Source organism: Clostridium sp. YIM B02555, from assembly GCF_022320955.1.
GTDB classification, from domain to species: Bacteria; Bacillota; Clostridia; order Clostridiales; family Clostridiaceae; genus Clostridium; species Clostridium saccharoperbutylacetonicum.
Window position 1 is genome coordinate 91,383 of sequence record NZ_JAKJJY010000022.1, and the last position, 20,597, is coordinate 111,979.

Annotated in this window: 17 protein-coding genes, 5 tRNA genes and 1 riboswitch; of the genes, 18 read left to right on the top strand and 4 right to left on the bottom strand. The window is 29.5% G+C overall.

The window, feature by feature from the left end:
• The first annotated feature begins 158 nt into the window (after positions 1–158).
• The 5 genes from L3B98_RS23195 (at position 159) to rd (ending at position 6,499) form a co-directional block, all read left to right on the top strand.
• Positions 159–1,940, top strand: a complete 1,782-nt coding sequence (locus tag L3B98_RS23195) for a methyl-accepting chemotaxis protein (protein ID WP_238918416.1) — start codon at positions 159–161, stop codon at positions 1,938–1,940.
• A 344-nt stretch (positions 1,941–2,284) separates the two neighbouring features.
• The gene (locus L3B98_RS23200) at positions 2,285–3,112 is read left to right on the top strand and encodes a PRD domain-containing protein (protein ID WP_238918417.1); all 828 of its coding nucleotides are present in this window, start codon (positions 2,285–2,287) and stop codon (positions 3,110–3,112) included.
• A gap of 151 nt (positions 3,113–3,263) precedes the next feature.
• Positions 3,264–5,156 carry a beta-glucoside-specific PTS transporter subunit IIABC gene (locus L3B98_RS23205; protein WP_238918418.1) on the top strand — a complete coding sequence of 631 codons (1,893 nt, stop codon included), beginning with the start codon at positions 3,264–3,266 and terminating at the stop codon, positions 5,154–5,156.
• Positions 5,157–5,243: 87 nt separating this feature from the next.
• Positions 5,244–5,360: riboswitch (FMN riboswitch) on the top strand.
• Positions 5,361–5,527: 167 nt separating this feature from the next.
• Entirely contained in the window at positions 5,528–6,106 is a 579-nt protein-coding gene (locus L3B98_RS23210) for an ECF transporter S component (RefSeq protein ID WP_238918419.1), read from the top strand.
• 234 nt (positions 6,107–6,340) lie between these two features.
• On the top strand, positions 6,341–6,499 hold the full coding sequence (rd, locus tag L3B98_RS23215; protein ID WP_015390827.1) for a rubredoxin: 159 nt from the start codon (positions 6,341–6,343) through the stop codon (positions 6,497–6,499).
• A 182-nt stretch (positions 6,500–6,681) separates the two neighbouring features.
• Here the strand turns inward: rd and rimI are convergent, their stop codons facing one another.
• The 3 genes from rimI to tsaE are packed head-to-tail and all read right to left on the bottom strand — an operon-like array spanning position 6,682 to position 8,303.
• Positions 6,682–7,122, bottom strand: coding sequence for a ribosomal protein S18-alanine N-acetyltransferase (rimI, locus tag L3B98_RS23220; protein WP_015390828.1), 441 nt, complete (start codon positions 7,120–7,122; stop codon positions 6,682–6,684).
• Between the two features lie 2 nt (positions 7,123–7,124).
• Positions 7,125–7,844, bottom strand: a complete 720-nt coding sequence (tsaB, locus tag L3B98_RS23225) for a tRNA (adenosine(37)-N6)-threonylcarbamoyltransferase complex dimerization subunit type 1 TsaB (protein ID WP_015390829.1) — start codon at positions 7,842–7,844, stop codon at positions 7,125–7,127.
• 3 nt (positions 7,845–7,847) lie between these two features.
• Positions 7,848–8,303 (bottom strand): tRNA (adenosine(37)-N6)-threonylcarbamoyltransferase complex ATPase subunit type 1 TsaE, encoded by a 456-nt coding sequence (gene tsaE, locus L3B98_RS23230; protein WP_015390830.1) that lies wholly within the window; start codon positions 8,301–8,303, stop codon positions 7,848–7,850.
• A 273-nt stretch (positions 8,304–8,576) separates the two neighbouring features.
• Here tsaE and L3B98_RS23235 point away from each other — a divergent pair, with 273 nt between their 5' ends.
• The 7 genes from L3B98_RS23235 to L3B98_RS23265 all read left to right on the top strand — a co-directional run bounded on the left by L3B98_RS23235 (position 8,577) and on the right by L3B98_RS23265 (position 16,128).
• Positions 8,577–9,488, top strand: coding sequence for a zinc ABC transporter substrate-binding protein (locus tag L3B98_RS23235; RefSeq protein ID WP_015390831.1), 912 nt, complete (start codon positions 8,577–8,579; stop codon positions 9,486–9,488).
• A gap of 54 nt (positions 9,489–9,542) precedes the next feature.
• Positions 9,543–9,617: transfer RNA gene (locus L3B98_RS23240), tRNA-Trp, on the top strand.
• 545 nt (positions 9,618–10,162) lie between these two features.
• The gene (locus L3B98_RS23245) at positions 10,163–11,557 is read left to right on the top strand and encodes an ethanolamine ammonia-lyase reactivating factor EutA (RefSeq protein WP_343073706.1); all 1,395 of its coding nucleotides are present in this window, start codon (positions 10,163–10,165) and stop codon (positions 11,555–11,557) included.
• 254 nt (positions 11,558–11,811) lie between these two features.
• Positions 11,812–13,140 (top strand): ethanolamine permease, encoded by a 1,329-nt coding sequence (eat, locus tag L3B98_RS23250; protein WP_238918420.1) that lies wholly within the window; start codon positions 11,812–11,814, stop codon positions 13,138–13,140.
• Positions 13,141–13,257: 117 nt separating this feature from the next.
• Positions 13,258–14,625, top strand: coding sequence for an ethanolamine ammonia-lyase subunit EutB (locus L3B98_RS23255; RefSeq protein WP_238918421.1), 1,368 nt, complete (start codon positions 13,258–13,260; stop codon positions 14,623–14,625).
• Positions 14,626–14,628: 3 nt separating this feature from the next.
• Positions 14,629–15,399 (top strand): ethanolamine ammonia-lyase subunit EutC, encoded by a 771-nt coding sequence (eutC, locus tag L3B98_RS23260; protein ID WP_275298485.1) that lies wholly within the window; start codon positions 14,629–14,631, stop codon positions 15,397–15,399.
• Between the two features lie 354 nt (positions 15,400–15,753).
• Positions 15,754–16,128: a RidA family protein gene (locus L3B98_RS23265; RefSeq protein WP_015390836.1), complete on the top strand. Its 375-nt coding sequence runs from the start codon at positions 15,754–15,756 to the stop codon at positions 16,126–16,128.
• 131 nt (positions 16,129–16,259) lie between these two features.
• Here L3B98_RS23265 and L3B98_RS23270 read toward each other — a convergent pair whose 3' ends face one another.
• On the bottom strand, positions 16,260–17,327 hold the full coding sequence (locus L3B98_RS23270; RefSeq protein ID WP_238918422.1) for a nitronate monooxygenase family protein: 1,068 nt from the start codon (positions 17,325–17,327) through the stop codon (positions 16,260–16,262).
• 346 nt (positions 17,328–17,673) lie between these two features.
• Between L3B98_RS23270 and L3B98_RS23275 the strand changes: the two genes are divergently transcribed.
• The 6 genes from L3B98_RS23275 (at position 17,674) to L3B98_RS23300 (ending at position 19,951) form a co-directional block, all read left to right on the top strand.
• Positions 17,674–17,748, top strand: a tRNA-Trp gene (locus L3B98_RS23275).
• A gap of 582 nt (positions 17,749–18,330) precedes the next feature.
• On the top strand, positions 18,331–18,789 hold the full coding sequence (locus L3B98_RS23280; RefSeq protein ID WP_238918423.1) for an 8-oxo-dGTP diphosphatase: 459 nt from the start codon (positions 18,331–18,333) through the stop codon (positions 18,787–18,789).
• A 106-nt stretch (positions 18,790–18,895) separates the two neighbouring features.
• Positions 18,896–19,390, top strand: coding sequence for a GNAT family N-acetyltransferase (locus L3B98_RS23285; RefSeq protein ID WP_238918424.1), 495 nt, complete (start codon positions 18,896–18,898; stop codon positions 19,388–19,390).
• Positions 19,391–19,713: 323 nt separating this feature from the next.
• A tRNA-His gene (locus L3B98_RS23290) sits at positions 19,714–19,789 on the top strand.
• 3 nt (positions 19,790–19,792) lie between these two features.
• A tRNA-Gln gene (locus L3B98_RS23295) sits at positions 19,793–19,867 on the top strand.
• An 8-nt stretch (positions 19,868–19,875) separates the two neighbouring features.
• Positions 19,876–19,951, top strand: a tRNA-Lys gene (locus L3B98_RS23300).
• Positions 19,952–20,597: the final 646 nt, after the last annotated feature.

Below are 20,597 nucleotides of genomic sequence, written 5' to 3' on the forward strand. Positions count from 1 at the left end.
TATTACATTCAAAAGCCATGGTTGTTATATTTTATAATAACCATGGTTTTTTATTTTTGTAAATTTTGTGCATAGAATAAACTAGTAAACGTTTGTAAAGTTAGATATAATAAAAATAAAGGGGTTAATTGAAAATTAAGTTCGAACGGGGGGATTTTATGTTAAACAACTTAAAAGTAAAGACAAAATTATTATTATTAATTATTATGGTATTTTTAGCTATCTCGTCTCTTGCAATTATAAATTTAAAAAAGCAAGAAGAAGCAAATAATATTTCAATACAGACCTTAGAAAAAACAATTCATGATGATTATGATAATTATATTAAAAGTCAGGTAAGTAATGTAATTACATTACTTGATGGTATTAATAAAAAATATAAAGATGGCGAGTATTCTTTAGAACAAGCAAAAAAACTTTCAGCTGATTTAGTACGTGGTTTAAGATATGCGGATGGAGGGTATTTTTGGATTGATACAAAAGAGGGTCAGAATGTAGTTTTATTAGGAAATAAAACAGAAGGAACTAATCGTTTAAATGCAAAAGATGCTAATGGATATGAAATGATAAAAGATATTATTAAAAATGGAATGCAAGACGGAGGCGGATATACAGAATATTATTTCCCTAAGGAAGGACAAACAGATCCATTACCTAAAAGGTCTTATAGTAAGTATTACGAACCTTTTGGTTGGGTAGTTGGAACTGGTAATTATATAGATAATATTAATAGTATTATAGCTAAAGAAACTCAGACAACAATAGATAATTATAATAGGAGCAAAATGCTAATATTTATTATTTTGGGGATAGATCTTATTTTAGCCATTATAGCTACATTTGTTGTTGCAAAAGAAATTGTAAATGGACTAAATATTGCAATCAGCCACATGAAAATCATGGCAATGGGGGATTTTTCGGTAGAATTACCTGAGAAGTATTTAAAAAGAAAAGATGACTTTGGAGTATTGGCAGAATCTATGGAAGCTATGAAAGTTTCAACAAAGGGGTTAATTGAAAAAATACAAACAGAATCTAAAGCTATTTATACAATTACTGAAGAGGTTAATAATAACATCTTAAGTTTGGATAGTAATATTCAAAGTATTTCTGAATCAACTGAAACCTTAGCAGCAAGTATGGAAGAAACGGCGGCTTCTTCAGAAGAGATGTCAGCAACTTCCCAGGAAATTGAGTTGGCAGTTAAAAATATTGCGAATAAATCACAAGAGGGTTCAGAAATAGCAGCACAAATTAATAATAGAGCTAATATTACAAAATCTAAAGTTTTAGAAGCAAAGGAAAAAACAAATAAAATAATAACTGATTCAACTGTTAAACTAGAAAAAGCATTACAAGATGCAAAAGTTGTTGAAAATATTGAAAGTTTATCTGGAGCTATTATGGGGATTACGACTCAAACTAATTTACTTGCATTGAATGCATCAATTGAAGCTGCTCGTGCAGGGGAAGCTGGAAAAGGTTTTTCTGTAGTAGCTGGTGAGATAGGAAAGCTTGCAGAAAAATCAAAAGAAACAATATTAAAAATACAAGATGTTACCAATGAAGTAGGTCAGGCGGTTGAAAAGCTCTCAGAAAGTTCAAGAAATTTATTAGAGTTCGTTTCTAGCGAAGTAACATCAGACTATGAAGTATTTTTAGAAGTTGGAAATAATTATAGCAAGGATTCTGAGTATGTGGATAATTTGATGACAGATTTTAGTGCTACAACGGAGGAATTGTTATCATCAATACATAGCATGACAGAAGTAATTACAGAAGTAGCACATGCTTCAAATGATGGTGCAAGAGAAACCACAGAAAATGCACAAAGTGCTATAAATATAAAAATTCAATCTGGTAAGGTATCTGAATTAATTAAGAAATCAAGAGAAAGCTCAGTTAATCTAGAACAAGAAGTAGGAAGATTTAAACTTTAACTATATATTTAAGATTTGGAATTTAAAAAGATGTGATTTTAGAATATAAATGATTCTAGGTTGCATCTTTTTTATAAGTAAAAATTGATAAAGGATATTGTTATAGGAAAAGAGATGATATCAATAAAATATTTTTAGTTTACCATAATAAAAAAAGTTGACAAATGAAAAAAAGTGCTATAATATATAAATATGTTTAAACGCTTACAAAGATATATGGTGATTGTTACTGATTCGATCAGGCGAAACCTTAATTAATGAGAAGAGAATTTCATAGTCTCTTTTGATTAATTAGGGTTTTTATATTAAAAAATCATGTAAGTAGTGTAAATAGGGGGATAGTGATGGTAATAAAAAAGATATTTAATAATAATGCCATATTAGCTAAAGACTCAGAAAAAAATGAAATTGTAGTTATGGGGCGTGGAATTGGATTTAAAAAGAATGTAGGTGATAAATTAGATGAAAATCTAATAGAAAAAACCTTTATTCTTAAGCAGAAAGATGCTTCAGAAAAATTTAAACTGCTGCTAGAAGATATACCAACAGAACATGTTTCACTGTGTTATGACATTATTGAATATGCAAAAAATATATTAGGCGTTGAATTAAATGACTATATATATGTTACCCTTACTGATCATATTAGTTATACACTAAAATTATTTGATGAAGGCCTTAATCGTCCTAATCCATTGATTTGGGAAATTAAAAAGTTTTATTCAAAAGAATTTGAAATAGGATTAAAAGCACTAGAATTTATTGAAAGCGAAACAGAAAAGAAGTTACCTGAAGATGAAGCTTGCAATATAGCACTTCACTTAATAAATGCACAGGTAAATAAAAAGGGCAATAATGTAAAAGATGTTGCTAAGCAAGCAAAAATGATTCAAGATATTTTAAATATTGTAAAATATACATATAATATTGAACTTGATGAAAAATCATTAAATTATGAAAGATTTGTTACTCATTTGAGATTCTTTTTTCAAAGATTGAATAAAGAACAAAAAATAGAAACTGAAGATGATTTTTTATTAAAACAAATTAAAGTTAAATATAAAAAAGCTTATGAGTGTATGTTAAAGATACAAACATATTTAAATAAAGAATTATCTGAAGAAGAGCAATTATATTTAACTATTCATATTCAAAGAGTTACACATAGATAAATTTAATATTGATGGATTGTTACTGGTAAAGCAGGCGAGACCAACATTAGATAGAATAAAATTTATACTAATATTATAAATTTTATTTATATCGCAATTGTTTGGTCTCGCTTTTTTATATAAAAAATTAATTAATAAGGAGATAGATATTATGAAGTATGAACAATTAGCAAAAGACATAATAAAAAATGTCGGTGGTAAAGAAAATGTTAATAGCTTAACTCATTGTGTTACGCGTTTACGTTTTAAATTAAAGGATGAGAATAAAGCTAATACAGAAGTGTTAAAGAAAATGGATGGTGTTGTTACTGTTGTAAAAAGTGGTGGACAATATCAAGTAGTTATTGGTAATCATGTACCAGATGTATTCGCAGATGTAATGGCAGTTGGTGGATTTTCAGCAGCATCAGATTCAGAAGAAGGATCAACTGAAAAGATAAGTTTATTTAATAGATTTATAGATATGATATCAGGAGTTTTCGCTCCAACTCTTGGAGTTTTGTGTGCAACTGGTATGATAAAAGGCCTTAATGCATTATTATTAGCAATACATGCAATTTCAGATAAGGATGGAACGTATATAATTTTAAATGGAATAGGAGATAGTTTATTTTACTTCTTTCCAATATTCTTAGGATATACAGCAGCTAAGAAGTTTAAGGTAAATGAATTCACTGGTATGGCAATAGGAGCATCTATGGTTTATCCAAAGATTATGGCATTAACTGCTGCACAACCTTTATTTAAGGTTTTAAGTGGTACAATGTTTGAATCTTCAGTAAGTACTACATTTTTAGGAATTCCAGTTATATTAATGGATTATTCATCAACAGTTATTCCAATAATAGTAGCGATGTTTGTAGCTTCAAAGGTTGAAAAATTCTTCAAAAAGATTATTCCAGATGTTGTAAAAACATTCTTGGTACCATTTTGTACATTGTTAGTAGTAGTTCCTTTAACATTCTTAGCAATAGGACCAATTTCAACATGGGCAGGTAAATTGCTTGGTGCTATTACAGCAGCTATATATAACTTTAGTCCTATTGCAGCAGGATTATTTATTGGTGCTTTCTGGCAAGTATTTGTTATCTTTGGATTACATTGGGGATTAGTTCCTATAGCTATAAATAATTTATCAACATTGGGTTATGATTCAGTTTTAGCTCTTTCAATAGCAGCATCCTTTGCACAAACAGGAGTTGTTGGAGCAATATTATTAAAAACTAAAAACAAGAAATTAAGATCAATAGCAATTCCAGCTTTTGTTTCAGGTATTTTTGGTGTTACAGAACCAGCAATTTATGGTATAACATTACCACGTAAAAAACCATTTGTATTAAGTTGTATTGGAGCATCTATAGGTGGTGCTGTTATAGGTTTCTTTGGATCAAAAGGATATATGATAGGTGGAATGGGGATATTTGCTCTTCCAAGTTATATAGGTCCAAATGGAATGGATAAAGGATTTTATGGAATGGCTATAGCAATGGTAGTAGGATTAGTTATAGGTTTTGTATTAATGCTATTTACTAAACTTGAAGAAGATGAAGAGTCAACAGAAGAAAATAGTGCAGAAAGTCCATTAGTAAAACAAGAAATATTAATTAGTCCATTAAAAGGTGAAATTAAGCCTTTATCAGAAGTAAAAGACGAAGCATTTTCATCAGGTGCACTTGGAAAAGGGATAGCTATAGAACCTTCAGAAGGTAGAGTGGTTGCTCCTGTAGATGGTGTATTAACAACCTTCTTCCCAACAGGTCATGCATTAGGAATTACAAGTGATAATGGAGCTGAAATACTGATTCATATAGGAATGGATACTGTTCAATTAGAAGGAAAGCATTTTACTCCTAAAGCAAAACAAGGTGATATAGTTAAAGCAGGAGATGTGTTATTAGAATTTGATATTAATGCTATAAAAGAAGAAGGATACTCAGTAATAACTCCTGTAATTGTTACTAATTCAGCTAATTATTTAGATATTATTGAAACAGATAAAAATTCTGTTAACTATAAAGAAAATTTATTAACAGTTATGATTTAAAGCTGAATTTTATAATAATCAAAAACAAAATTTAAATATATATTGAAAACTATATTATAATGGTATATAATTAAGAAAATAAAAAATATATATCTTCAGGGCAGGGTGTGAATCCCTACCGGCGGTATAGCCCGCGAGCTTAATTTAAGCAGATTCGGTGTAACTCCGAGGCCGACAGTATAGTCTGGATGAAAGAAGGTAACCTATTAGAAACTTTGTTTTCAATGTTTTTGATTATACGCCCTGATGTATTTTACATCAGGGCTTTTTATGTTTATTAATGAAAAAGAAACTATATTAAATTATTAAGCATTGAGAGCAAAATCACTAATAAGCTACCCAAGGAAGATAAACTTTAGGGAGGCATAAAAATGAATGAAAAAACAAGCAAATTAGTAAAAATCTCTTTATTATCAGCAATAGCAATTATACTTAGGTATATCGAATTTCCAATAATACCAGCTTTTACATGGTTACAATTTGATTTTAGTGATGTTCCAGCGATGTTAGGAGCTTTTGGATTTGGTCCTGTAGCAGGAATAATTATAGAATTATTAAAAAATGTATTGATTTTAGTTATAAAAGGAACAGGTACGGGCTTCGTTGGAGAACTTGCTAATTTCTTGATGGGATCTGCATTAGTGGTACCAGCAGGGTTGTTATATTATAGAAAGAAAAACAGAAAAAATGCAATACTTGGAATGATTTTAGGTGCAGTTTGTATCCAAATAGTAGGAATTTTATCAAATATATATATATTATTACCTGCTTATCATATGACAATGGATAATACAATGCTTATGAATTATATTACATTTGGATTGTTACCGATTAATGGGATAAAGGCTGTTGCAACTTCAGTTGTAACTTATATATTATATAAAAAGTTATCAGTAGCAATTTTCAAAGCAGAATCAAATTTTGGAAGCCCAGAGAGAACAACAAATTAGTCTAGATATAGTATTAACATTTATTTAAGCAAATAGCTGATTTGAAATAATAATTTGATTATTTCGAATCGGTTTTTTCATGTTAGAAATTTAGAATTACAAATGTTTATTAATAATTATTATTGCCTAATAGAAAAAAATTTGATAATATATAAATATAGTATTCTAAGTGAAAATTTAGAAGCTAAGGTATATAAGTTGGTTATTAATAAATGAAATTGAGGAGGGTGTATTATGGAAAAGTATATTTGTACAGTATGTGGTTATATCTATGATGAGGCAGTAGGTGATCCAGATAATGGAGTAGCACCAGGAACAAAATTTGAGGATCTTCCAGGAGATTGGGTTTGCCCATTATGTGGAGTACCAACTTCAGACTTTGAAAAACAATAATAAAAAATAATCTTTAAGATTACATATTATAAAAGAATTTATTTAAGTATAAGGGACTATCAAAATGTTGTTGACATTTGATAGTCCCTTGCACTATATATTGTAGAAATTATTTTATTATATTCAAAATTAAATAAATAGGAAAATAAAGTTATATGTTTACCTATTTAAGTTAATACCGGCTATTCTTTTAACCACATTAATACAGCATCTTCTTTATTGTCCTCATAATAACCTTTTCTAATACCAGCTTCTTTAAAATTATATTTTTCATAAAGACCTCTAGCAGCTTTGTTACCACTTCTCACTTCAAGGGTATAAGCGGTGCAACCATGATTATTGCAATAATTAATTAGTTCTACTAGAAGCTTAGAAGCTATGCCTTTGCCTCTAAAATCAGGATGTACTGCTATATTTGTTATATGACCTTCATCTAAAACAATCCAAGTTCCAGCAAAACCTACAACTTTATTATCAGTTTTTGCAATGAAATATTTAGCCACAGGGTTAGATAGTTCTTGAATATAAGAAGCTTTGCTCCAGGAATCAGAAAAACTCAGTGAACTTACGGCTAAAAGTCCGTCAATATCTTCTTCTTTCATTAAATCAATAGTTATGCACATTGCTATTTCATCCTTTGCTCATATTCTCTTTCTGCTTGAGGCTTTTTTAAATAAAATGGAGTGGAGTTTGGATCATCGAATTCACCATTTTCTATTAGTGAATATCCAATTTCGCCTAAAGCAGAAGCACGAACTAAATTAAGGTGATTAGGTGGAAAATAGCAATTTGGACAGTGTTCAATTAAATAGTCTTTGTATTTATCTACGCCATCACCTATGAAGATGACTTTTTCATTTTTAGATTTTATTATTTCTATAAGTTCATCAATATCTAAGGCTGAAAAATCTAATAATCTTTCTAAAGTTACTGGTATTTCAGAGGCAACTAAGCTTGGATGTCCTTTATATAACGAAGTATAAACACTATTTCTTAAAGCATCCATTATAGGACAAATTATTCCATCAAAATTAGAAGCGCTAAGAGCTAGGGCATCTAAACTAGATATACTTACATATGGCTTATTGCTTCCAAAGCTAAGTCCCTTTATAGTAGCCATGCCTATTCTAAGACCAGTGAAAGATCCAGGGCCTTTAGAAACTACATAGCCATCAATATCATCAATAGTTAGGTTATTAAGTTTTAGTAAATTATCAATTATATTCATTAGTATAACTGAATGTTCTTTTTTATCATTTAAAGTAATTTCTCCAAGTAATTTATGATTCTTCATTAAAGCAACAGTTGCTACTTTTGAAGATGAATCAATAGCAAGTATAATCATATTTTAAAGCTCCTTTATATAGTTATATCGATCTCCATAAGGAGTTAATATTATTTTTCTGTAATCTTCACCTTTTTCAAGGTCTTTCTTTATGCTTATATGAAGTAAATCTTGAGGTAAAATTTCTTCAATGTAATTTGCCCATTCTATAATAGACACTGCATCTGAAAATATGTAGTCATCAAATCCAATTGCATATATTTCATCAGGATCGCTTACTCGATAAACATCAAAATGGTTAAGTTTGAGCCTACCACCTTCATATTCATTAACAATTGTAAAAGTTGGACTTGTTATATTATCATTTATTCCTAAACCAAGGGCAATTCCTTTAGTAATATGTGTCTTGCCAGCACCTAAATCTCCAGTTAAACAAATTATATCACCAGCTTGTAGCAATTTACCTAAATTTATTCCTAATTGAGTAGTACTATCTACATTATAAACTTCGAATTCCATGAAAATCCTCCTTTAATGAGAGTTTAAATTATAATTCCCATCCTTATATTTTATATCAAAACAGAATAAAATCAAATTAATTAAACGAATACTAAAATATTATTATAAAATAGGCTTATATTTAATGTGAGTTTTATATAATATAAGAAAAGTAATAAATTTTTATATATTTATTATAAATTAATTGGTATAATGAACATAAGTATATCCAGAAATTAATTTACCGAATTCATGAAAAGTAATATGTGTTATTAAACTTGGAGGTGGCATACTTTGAAAAAGATTACCTTTGCAATGGTAATAATAACTATTGCATTGTCTTTTGGCATGAATTTATTTTCAGACCCGTTATTAGCAAATACAGAGAGTCATAAAACTGAAAATAGGGGAGATTTTTTAAACATACTAACGGTTAATAAACCTCAATATGATATGGTTAAAAAAATTGTGAAAGATAAAAATAATGTTGAATATATGCTTACTAATGAAAAAGATATTAGTGAGTTTAAGTATAATGAAGATGTTTTAAATAATATATCCAATATGGACTTATTTATATATTCCGGCACTTCATTTGAACCTTGGAGCAATTCTTTAATTGATGAATTGAAAAAAGGAGATTTAGGAATAATAAATTTATCTAGAGGCATAAGATTACTGAATTATTCACAAAATAATAGTAATAAAGAAAATCCTTATTATTTTGAGGGAATTAGTGAATATAAAATTGCATTATGTAATGTAAAATCAGCGATTCAAGATAGAGATCCCCAAAATAGAGATTATTATGAAGAAAATTATAATGAAGCCATAAAAGAATTTGATAATAAGATAAAGATATATAATGATAAAATTAAATCACTTAGTGACTATAAATTTATAACGTTAAATAATGATTTTGATTATTTAACTAAAGCATTAAATTTAAATACTATTCAGCTTGATAATCACGAAATAGCTGATTTTATTAAGCTTAATAATTTAGATGCTAAAAAGGTTATAATAATAGTTGATGGAGAAGCAGGAACTAAATTGAATTTATCAGGATACAATACAGTGAATTTATGGAAATATTATGGAGATATGTCTTTCGATGATTTGATTTTGTATAATATAAAAGAATTATCAAAATGGGCCCCATTAAAAGAGAATGGAACGGTTAATTCTACAGGTAAAGTGGCATAAGAAAAAAAGTGTTGCTTTATTTATAAATGTATTATATAATGGTTATTGTCTCGAAGGGGTATGGCTCAACGGTAGAGTAGTGGTCTCCAAAACCATTGGTTCTGGGTTCAAATCCTAGTGCCCCTGCCAAGAAGATTAAAGTTATAGTGTTTATATGCTATAACTTTTTTGTTATAAGAAACAATATATGATTATAGCTATATTGAAGATGAATTTTGAATACTTTTAAATTTAAAATTTTGGAGTAATAATTTAATTAAAATTAAGTGGAATTCTATTCAGCTTTATATAATTAAGTATATGGATATCCTTATTGACATAGATATGAAACAACTATATAATTTCAATATTGATTAAACAATGGCGTTTAAAGAAGCAATTCTTTAAGTGCTATTTTTTTATACTTATTTTATTATGTGAATTTATGACTAGAATGATATTTAATAATCCTAAGGGACATATATGTTCTGATTATTAATGGGTATTGATCACGAAAGTGTTAGGGCGAAATTCATATAAATAAAAATCAATAAATAATTAGTTAATGTGTGTATTTATTGAATGCAATTTAATTAAAAGTAGATGAATAGGACAATGGTGTCAAATAAATAGTATTTTGGCCCATTGTTTCTTTTTTTATTTTCGGGGGGTGGGGATATATATTAAATGATGAAATATATAGTATAGGTGTTGATATTGGAACTTCAACAACTGAAGTTATAGTTAGCAAATTAAAGATTAAAAAAATTTTAGGTTCTTCGCTGATTAAGGAAACAGTAATAGAAGGGAAAGAAATAATATATAGGAGTCCTATTGTATTTACTCCACTTTGCAATGAAACAACTATAGATTTTATAAAGGTTAAAGATATTGTATCCGACGCTATAAAGTTAAGTGTAGTAGAAAAAGAAAAAATATCTACAGGAGCAGTTATTATAACAGGAGAAACTGCAAGAAAAGAAAATGCAATGGAAGTATCTAATAATCTTTCAGAGTATTTAGGAGATTTTGTAGTAGCAACAGCAGGTCCTAAGCTTGAAGCCTTACTTGCAGGTTTTGGTTCAGGTGCTTCAGATATATCAAGGAAGCTTAATAGAAGAATAATGAACCTTGATATTGGAGGAGGAACAACTAACGTAGCTATTTTCAATTGTGGTGAATGTGAGCAGACTTTTGCGTTAGATATTGGAGGACGACTTATAAAGTTTAATGATGAGGGTCAAATTATTTATATTTCTAATAGAATTCAATTTCTAATAAAAAGCCTTGATATAAACTTGCAGCTTGGAGAGAAGCCAGAACTAGAAGCTTTAAAGCTCATATGTGGAAAGCTAGCAGAAAGTTTATTGGAAGTATGTTGTTTGAAAGAAATTAACCAAAGCACAAAAAAGTTATTTATAAGTGATGGGTTTGAAGGGATTGAGGTTGACTATATAAGTTTTTCAGGGGGAGTTGGAGAATACGTAGGGAAAATTAATGAGAATATTAGTTTAAATGAAATAACAAAACACAACGATATAGGACAACTTTTGGGGAATTCTATAAGTGAGATGTTTGAAGAGCACAAGGAAATGTTACTAGCTCCAAAGGAGAAAATAAGGGCAACTGTAATTGGAGCAGGAAACCATTCTTTAACTATAAGCGGTAGTACAATAGCCTTTGATAAATCGGTGCTTCCATTAAAAAATATACCTATACTAAAACCTTTTTATGAGAATGAAAACTTAAATGATATATATGTTCAAGGCATGAAAAAACTTGATATGTATGGAGATATACCAATTGCAGTTTCACTTAAAGGCCCTAAAAGTCCAACTTATGAAGAAATTAAATTAATTGGTCAGGAGATAATTAAATTATTCAAAAAAATTAAAGGACCAATAATTGTAGTTTTAGAAAATGATTTTGCAAAAGCTTTAGGACAAATAATTTCTCTAAATTTAGAAGAAAAAAGAGAAGTTATATGTATAGACAAGATATCAACAAGCAATGGTGATTATATTGACATTGGCCTGCCAATAGGAGATGCAATCCCAGTAGTTATAAAGACTCTAATATATAGCACTTAAAGTCCTATATTTCTATAATAGTTACCTAAAAATAAGAAAATCTTAAATTAATTATATATATTGTAATGACAGTTAGCAATTATACAATGTTACCAGTGTCTAAGCTATTATTTTCTAAATAAATTTTATAATCTGTAAGCTGTAAATAGCAAACTGTAAATGTGAAGCTATGCAAGTTGTAAGGGATGATGAAATTTTATCCAACTGTGAACTGTAAATTGTTAACTGTTAACTGAATTGAGGGAGTGGTTAAAATGAATAATGAATTAAAAAAGACACTTAAACCAATACAACTTTGGAGCATAATAGTTGGAATGGTTATATCAGGAATGTATTGTGGGTGGAATAATGCTTTAGATTTTACAAGCCCAGTTGGATTTATTATAGCAATTTTAATTGTTACAGTTTTTTATACTACATTTATGTTTAGCTATGCGGAGCTTTCTACTGCAATTCCTCATGCTGGGGGAGCTTCAGAATATGCTTCCAGATCACTTGGCAAGTTTGGTGGATTTATTGCTGGATTTTCATGTTTAGTAGAATTTTTGTTTGCAACACCAGCAATAGCAATATCAATAGGAGCATATATTAACTTTTTAATACCAGCAGTTCCAGCTGTTGCAGCAGCTTTAGTAGCATATGCAATATTTGTGCTTATAAATTGTTTTGGTATTGAAGCAGCTGCTAAGGTAGAACTTATTGTTACTATAGTTGCAATAGGTGGATTAATTTTATTTATGGGAGCAGGTGCACCTCATATTGAAATGAGTAACATTTTTGGAGGAGATATTTTTAAGGGTGGTTTTAATGGAATCTTTGGTGCAATACCTTTTGCAATTTGGTTTTATTTAGCTGTTGAAGGTGGAGCTATGTCTGCTGAAGAATGTGCAAATCCTAAAAAGGATGTTCCAAAAGGCTTTATTTTAGGAATTGTTACTCTTGTTATATTAGCTCTTGGGACATTCTTTGTTGTAGTTGGAATTTCAGATCTTAGTACTTTAGCTGCATCAGGCTCACCATTACCAGATGCCTTACAAAGAGTATATGGAGATGGTCTAATATCGAATGGAATGAGTTTTATTGGATTATTTGGACTTGTAGCAAGTTTACATGGAATTATAATTGGTTATTCAAGACAGGCTTTTGCAATGTCTAGATCTGGATATTTACCTAAATTTCTATCAAATACAAATTCTAAAGGAGCTCCAGCACATGCTATCGTTATAATGAGCTTAATAGGAATGATCTTTGTCTTAACAGGTCAAACTGCTGTAATTATAGTTATATCATCCTTTGGAGCAGTTGCATTATATATTATAAGTATGATTTCATTATTTATATTAAGAAGAAAAGAGCCAAAGCTTAATAGACCATTTAAAGTTGCATACCCAATCGTACCAGCAATAGCACTTTTAATAGCTTTTGTATTTTTAATTGCATTAATTGTTTCGAATTTTTCAACTGTATTATGGGTAGCAGGGGCTTATATATTAGCAATAGCTTATTATTTTGTATATTCGAAAATTCAACAAACAGCTAATGAAGAAGAAATTAAAGGAAAACTTGATGGAGAAATTGTTTAGTGTTATAAGTATAAGTTTAAGAGTTAAGTAGAAGTCAGTGATAAAATAAGCTATTAAAAAATACATTAACTTCTACAATTCTCATAAACTCATAACTGAATACAGGGAGTGGTAAATATGATTTTAAGAACAACCCTTTTTGGAAATGTATATAATTTTAAAGATATAAAGGAAGTTCTTGCAAAAGCAAATGAAGAAAAATCAGGGGATAGACTAGCTGGAATTATAGCTGAGTCAACAGCAGAAAGGGTTGCAGCTAAAGTAGTTCTTTCAGAGCTTACTATTGGGGATTTAAGAAATAATCCAGTTGTAGATTATGATATAGATGAAGTTACTAGGGTTATCCAAGATGGAGTGAATGAAGAAATATATAATGGGATTAAGGGTATGACTATAGGAGATTTTAGGGAATTTCTTCTTAGTTCAAGTGGCGATGAAATAAAAGCTATAAGGGATGGATTAACGTCAGAAGTTATTGCAGGGGTAACTAAACTTATGAGTAATATGGATCTTATATGCGCATCAAAAAAACTTGTTAATATAGCAACTTGTAACACTACAATTGGAAAGCTTGGAACACTTTCAGCAAGACTTCAGCCAAATCATCCAACTGATAATATTGAGGGAATAATGGCATCAGTTATGGAAGGAATAAGCTATGGTGCAGGAGATGCATTAATAGGTCTTAATCCAGCGGTTGATACTATTGATAGTGTTTCTAGGATTTTAAAAGCTTTTAGAGAATTTATGGAGAAGTTTAAAATACCAACACAGAATTGTGTGTTAGCTCATGTAACAACTCAAATGGAAGCGTTAAAAAAAGGAGCTCCTATGGATGTCATGTTTCAAAGTATAGCAGGCTCTGAAATTTCAAATAGAGGCTTTGGTATAGATGTGAAGCTTATAGATGAAGCATATGCTATGATGAAGGAATTAAAAGCTTCAAAGGGAGAAAATTTTATGTATTTTGAAACTGGTCAAGGCTCGGAGCTATCTTCAGATGGTAATAATGGAGCAGACCAGCTTACAATGGAAGCTAGATGTTATGGGTTTGCTAAAAAATATAATCCATTTTTGGTTAATACAGTTGTGGGATTTATAGGACCTGAATATCTTTATGATGGAGCACAGGTTATAAGGGCAGGTCTTGAAGATCATTTTATGGGTAAATTAACGGGACTTTCTATGGGGGTTGATGTTTGTTATACAAATCATATGAAGGCAGATCAAAATGATTTAGAGAATTTGGCAATATTACTTGCGCAAGCCAACTGTAATTATTTCATGGGAATACCAGGTGGTGACGATGTAATGCTAATGTATCAGTCTTCAAGTTATCATGATATTGCAACTTTAAGAGAGGTAACTAATAAAAGACCAATAAAAGAATTTGAAACTAGACTTGAAGAGCTTGGAATAATGAAAAATGGAATATTGACAAGCAGGGCGGGAGATCCATCAATATTTCTAAATATGGGAGTGTAACTTATGGAAAAGGATATGTTAGAAGATATATCTGCTGTTGATTTAAGTACTAAAGTTTCAGTAGATAATCCAATAGATTATAAAGGGTTAATGATTTTAAAACAGTCAACTTCAGCAAGAATTTGCATCGGAAGAGCTGGCTCAAGATATAAAACAAGGGATTATTTACGACTTAGAGCTGATCATGCAGTTGCAATGGATGCAGTTTGGTCTCATGTGGACGAAAAAGTGGTTGAGGATTTAGGCTTTTATAAGGTTCAAACTTTAGTAAAAGATAAAGAAGAATATATAACAAGACCAGATCTTGGCAGAGGTTTTTCAGAAGAAACCTTAAAGGCTATAAAAGAAAAATGTATAAATGATGTAGATGTACAAATTATAGCTGGAGATGGATTAAGTTCACCTGCAATAACTGCAAATATAAAAGAAATTTATCCAATGATAGTGGAGGGAGCAAAGGCTAAAGGATATAAAATAGGAACACCTATTTTTGTTAAATATGCAAGGGTTGCTACTATGGATAAAATAAGTGAAGCATTAAATGCAAAAGTAACTTTAATACTAATAGGTGAAAGACCAGGTCTTGCTACAGGAGAAAGCATGAGTTGTTATATGGCATATGAAGCAAGTACTAAAAAGCCAGAATCACAAAGAACTGTAATATCCAATATACACAAAAATGGAATGCCGCCAGTAGAAGCTGGAGCACAAATTGTCCAATTAATTGAGACTTTATTAGTTGAAAAAAAGAGTGGTACAGACCTCAAATTATAGATATTAAATCACCCAAATGTGGCATTAGGAAAACAAATAAGTAATAGATGTTGATAAGTAAGAAATCGAATTAATACAACATATATGGATAGTAAGAAGGCAAATTAAAATAATTGAGTTGTAATAAGATTTATATATGTTGAAAAAATAATAGCTCAGCATTCAAGGATTTACAAAGGAAATCAACATTCATTGAGTATTGAACATTGATAATTGCAATATGTTTAAAGGTTAAGAAAAAATTGTATATGAAATGATAAGGTGATACAATTGAATAAATTAAAATAATTAGCAGTTAAGGCATCAATATAGTATAAATAAGAAGGATGTCACAGATTTGGGGAGGAATAAAAAATGTTAAAAGTAACAAAAACAGATAAGGCTCCAGCAGCTATTGGACCATATTCTCAAGCAGTGAGTTTTGGTGATTTATTATTTACATCGGGGCAAATTGCTTTGGACCCTGTAACAGGAGAAGTGGTAGGAACAACTATAGAAGAGCAGACAGAACAAGTTATGAAGAATCTTTCTGCAATATTAGAAGCTAATAATATTGATTTTAACAATGTAATAAAGACTACATGCTTTATTGCCGATATGGGGGATTTTGCAAAATTCAATGAAGTATATGCCAAATACTTTGTGAGCAAACCAGCGCGTTCATGTGTTGCTGTAAAAGAGCTTCCTAAATCAGTTTTATGTGAAGTTGAAGTAATAGCTTATAAATAAAAAATTACTAAGAATGCAATTACTAATCCATAGATTATAGAAGTTTAAGTAGTAGCATATAAATAGAAAACAAATTGTCCACAAGATTTGCTTTATTTAAAGTAAATCTGTGGACAATTTGTTTTTTTATGTTAAGCATTTTTTAATTCAGATACTAATTCATCCATAAGTTCTTGAACTGTTGTGATTTTAGTAATTTTACTAGCATTTTCACCACAGAATATAAGTCCTTCATCAATATTACCATTTACTGCATTTATTAAAGCTTTGCTTATGCAGTAAGGAGTGGTAGCAGGATTACAAGGTGTTAAACAATTATAACAACGAGTTACTTTTTCACCAGTAGCATGAACTTTTTTTACAAAAGGATTGCTAATAGCTCTTCCTGGCATTCCTACAGGGCTTTTTACTATTTGGATATCTTCTTTGGAACAATTAATATAAGCATTCTTGAACTCATCAGATGCATCACATTCTTCAGTAGCCACAAATCTTGTTGCCATTTGAACACCATTTGCACCTAATTTTAAATATTTAGCAATATCATATCCATCAAAAACGCCTCCAGCAACAACTACAGGAATTTCTTTATTGTATTTTTCAGCATATTTTTTTGTTTCACTTATTATGTCAACAACAGATTGATCGAAGTCTACACTGTCATTTTCTAGCTCTTCAGCTTTAAAACCTAAATGACCACCAGCTTTTGGTCCTTCAATAACAACAAGGTCTGGTGCAACATTATCATGCTTATCCCACAATTTTAATATTACTTTTGCAGCCTTTAAAGAAGAAACAATTGGTGCAATTTTTACAGAAGATCCCTTAACTATTTTAGGTAGCATTGTAGGAAGTCCAGCACCAGATATTATTAAATCAACACCAGCTTCTATTGCAGCTCTTATATGTTCTTCATAGTTGTTAGTTGCAACCATAGCATTAATTCCTATTATTCCATTAACAGCTTTAGATTTTGCTAATTCAATATGCTTTTTTAAAGCTTTTAAATTTGCTTCTAAAGTGTTCTTTTCAAAATCATCTTCTTTATATCCAAGTTGTGCGGCAGAAATTATCCCAATACCACCAGCTTTTGCAACAGCAGCAGCTAAATTAGAAGCTGAAACACCAATACCCATACCTCCTTGGATAATAGGAATAGGAGCAACTAAATTTCCAATTTTAAGAGAATTAAAATTCATTTCACATATATCCTTTCACAAGAAAATTCGATAATAAAATACTTTGACTATCAAAGTATTATACTATATTATAGAATAACCTGGCTACTTAGACAAGAAATATTTAAAAATACTTTGTATAATGTTATATAAAAATATGCTGTTTGTATAAGTTTTGGTAAGAGCTTTAATATTCATATTATATTGTATAAGCTTGTGTTAATTACTATGATTTAATATAATTAGTGAAACTTATGATAATTCAGTAGTTATAACTGAATTTATGGAAGAAGAGTATAATATAGAAATTTAATGTTATAAATCCTTGACATAATATATTATTCTATGATAAGATACTAAATGTCTTAGGGGTATGGCTCAACGGTAGAGTAGTGGTCTCCAAAACCATTGGTTGTGGGTTCAAATCCTACTGCCCCTGCCACAAAGGTCGTAGTACGTTGTACTACGGCTTTTTTTATTTTAGGAGATAATTTAGCAACAAAATTCAGTTATGCATTTCTATGAATTATCAAAACTTCCGAACCAACAATAGAAGAAATAAAAGAGACTTTAGAATAAAATTAAATTATAAAATGTTTGAGGTAGCTAAAATAAATTTGTTATGGAATTGATAATGTTGTTGATTATTTTGTGGATAAGAATCTTGAGGCTGTGAATAATTTTAATCTTGAATAATTAATAACATAAATTAAAAATCTTAGAAATATTCAATTTTGAGTATTCTAAGATTTTTTTAAAATTTAAAGTGTGCTTTTTTATTGAATAGAAAAATATGTAATTATATAATTAGAAGTAGTAAACAAATTAGAAGGAGGCATCATATGTCTTTTTAGATATATTCAAATCAGGGGTCTCAAAAGTAGAATTTGAAGATTTAAAAAACAAGGAATAAAATTTAAGGAATTATTGTAGATAAGGAAAATGAAATAGCTGAATTAAAAAATTGATTGAATTAAAAGAAGAAAAATATAAAGAAACTTATTAAATTATAAGGAGACAAAAAATGAGCAGGTGTGAAAAGGCTATTGTGACAGTTTTATGTATGGTTTATGATGGTAATAAAATACTACTTCAAGATAGAGTGAAAAAAGATTGGTGTGGACTAACATTTCCAGGTGGACATGTAGAGAAAGAAGAATCTTTTGTTGAAGCAGTTATTCGTGAAATATATGAAGAAACTGGATTAACGATAAGTGAGCCTAAATTATGCGGAGTAAAGCAATTTCAGACAGATGAAGATGAAAGATATATTGTATTGTTGTTTAAGACTAATAAATTTGAAGGAACTTTAGTTTCTTCTGATGAAGGAGAAATGATATGGGTTGATAGGAACTCATTAAACAATTGTAAGTTAGTGGATGATTTTATGGATTTAATAGAAGTTTTTGATTCAGATAACTATAATGAATTTATGTATGAACGCAATAAATCAGGTGAAGATTGGTTAATTAGATTGTATTAATTTTTAGATTGGAGAGAAGTTTATAAAAAATAGTTGCTAAACAATATTTAGAACAGTTAAAAATATGGTTTTAAACTATTGCGAATAAAGAAGGAGAAGATTTTAAATGGTTGTTCGTAAGGCTAAATTAGAAGATGCCAATAATTTATTAAGCATGTTGTTGGCTTTAGATAAAGAAACTAAATATATGTTGTTAGAACCTGATGAAAGAAATAATGATGTTAGTAGAGTGGAAAGAATGATACAGCAAAGTATTAATGGAGGTAATCTTCTATTAGTTTCAGAGGAAGGTAATAATATAGTAGGGTTTCTTTCTGCCCAAAGAGGTATTTTAAAAAGAATTAAGCACACAGCATATATTGTTGTGGGGATTCGTGAGTTTCAACGTGGAAAAGGAATTGGAAGCAAATTTTTCTCTGAATTGGATCTGTGGGCAAAAGAAAATTCAATTATAAGACTTGAATTGACAGTAATGTGTCCTAATATAGTTGCAAAACATTTATACGAAAAGAATGGATTTGAGGTAGAAGGTATAAAAAAGAAGTCTATGCTGGTTGATGGTGAATATGTGGATGAATTTTATATGGCAAAGTTGTATTGATAATTATAATTGACAATAAAAGTTATTATTTAAATTTAGGCTTCTTAGTATTAATATAAGAAGTAAAATAAAAATAAGTTTTATAAAATTAGTTAGGAGAAAATAAAATGGGATTACTCGATAGGTTTAAGAAAGGCAAAGTTTTAAAGCAGGAATTAGATTATTAAGGTATTTATAATTCATTGTAAAATTTTATTATAATTTTTGTATGTTAATATTGACACTACATAAGTAATAACATATAATAAACAAGCAAATGGTTTTATTTTTAGTTAATTAATCCTTTTATTGTATAAGGATTAAGAAGTTAAATAATCATTATGGTGAACGTAGTTCAGTTGGTAGAGCGCCAGTTTGTGGCACTGGTTGTCGTGGGTTCGAGTCCCATCGTTCACCCCATACTGGGATGTCGCCAAGTGGTAAGGCCATGGATTCTGACTCCATCATTCGTAGGTTCGAATCCTACCATCTCAGCCATTATATACGGTTCACTAGCTCAGTCGGTAGAGCACATGACTTTTAATCATGGTGTCCCGGGTTCGATTCCCGGGTGAGCCACCAATTATTTAGCCTAAAGTAGAAAAAGATATTTAAGCATATCTCTACTTTAGGCTTTTTTGCGTATAAAAATATAAAACTTTTGGATTTTAAAAGATTAAAATATAGATTTCTTTATTAGGTATTCGTTAATTTGTTCGGACGAAGCATTATTTTCAGGTACTATTATACATAATAAATATTAAAGGAATATAGACATAGATGCAGTCTATACTTTATTCATAAGGATATTATTTCGTAAATTTTCTAAATATGAATATAAAAACAAAGTCAACTATGTCTAGCGTATCAATATGAATATATTGAAGAGAAATAAAGCATTATTGTGTAATATGAGTATATATGTGAATTTCTGCTCAAATTAATAGTATTGAGGTGAATAAAATGATGTTAAGATAAAACACGTCGCTGAGATGCGTAAACAACTTAAAACAAATTGATTGATGAAAGTTACAAAGATAACTTAAAAGAAATTGAAAAAAGTTGTTGACAGAGCATTCGAGTGATGATATACTAAATAAGCTGTCAGAAACGACAGCAAACGATTAGAGATTACAGCGAAAGTTGTAAGAAAAGAAATGGTCTTTGAAAATTGAACAGAATAAGATAAATACATTTAAGTAAACCAGCAATTTTTATTTGAGTAAGC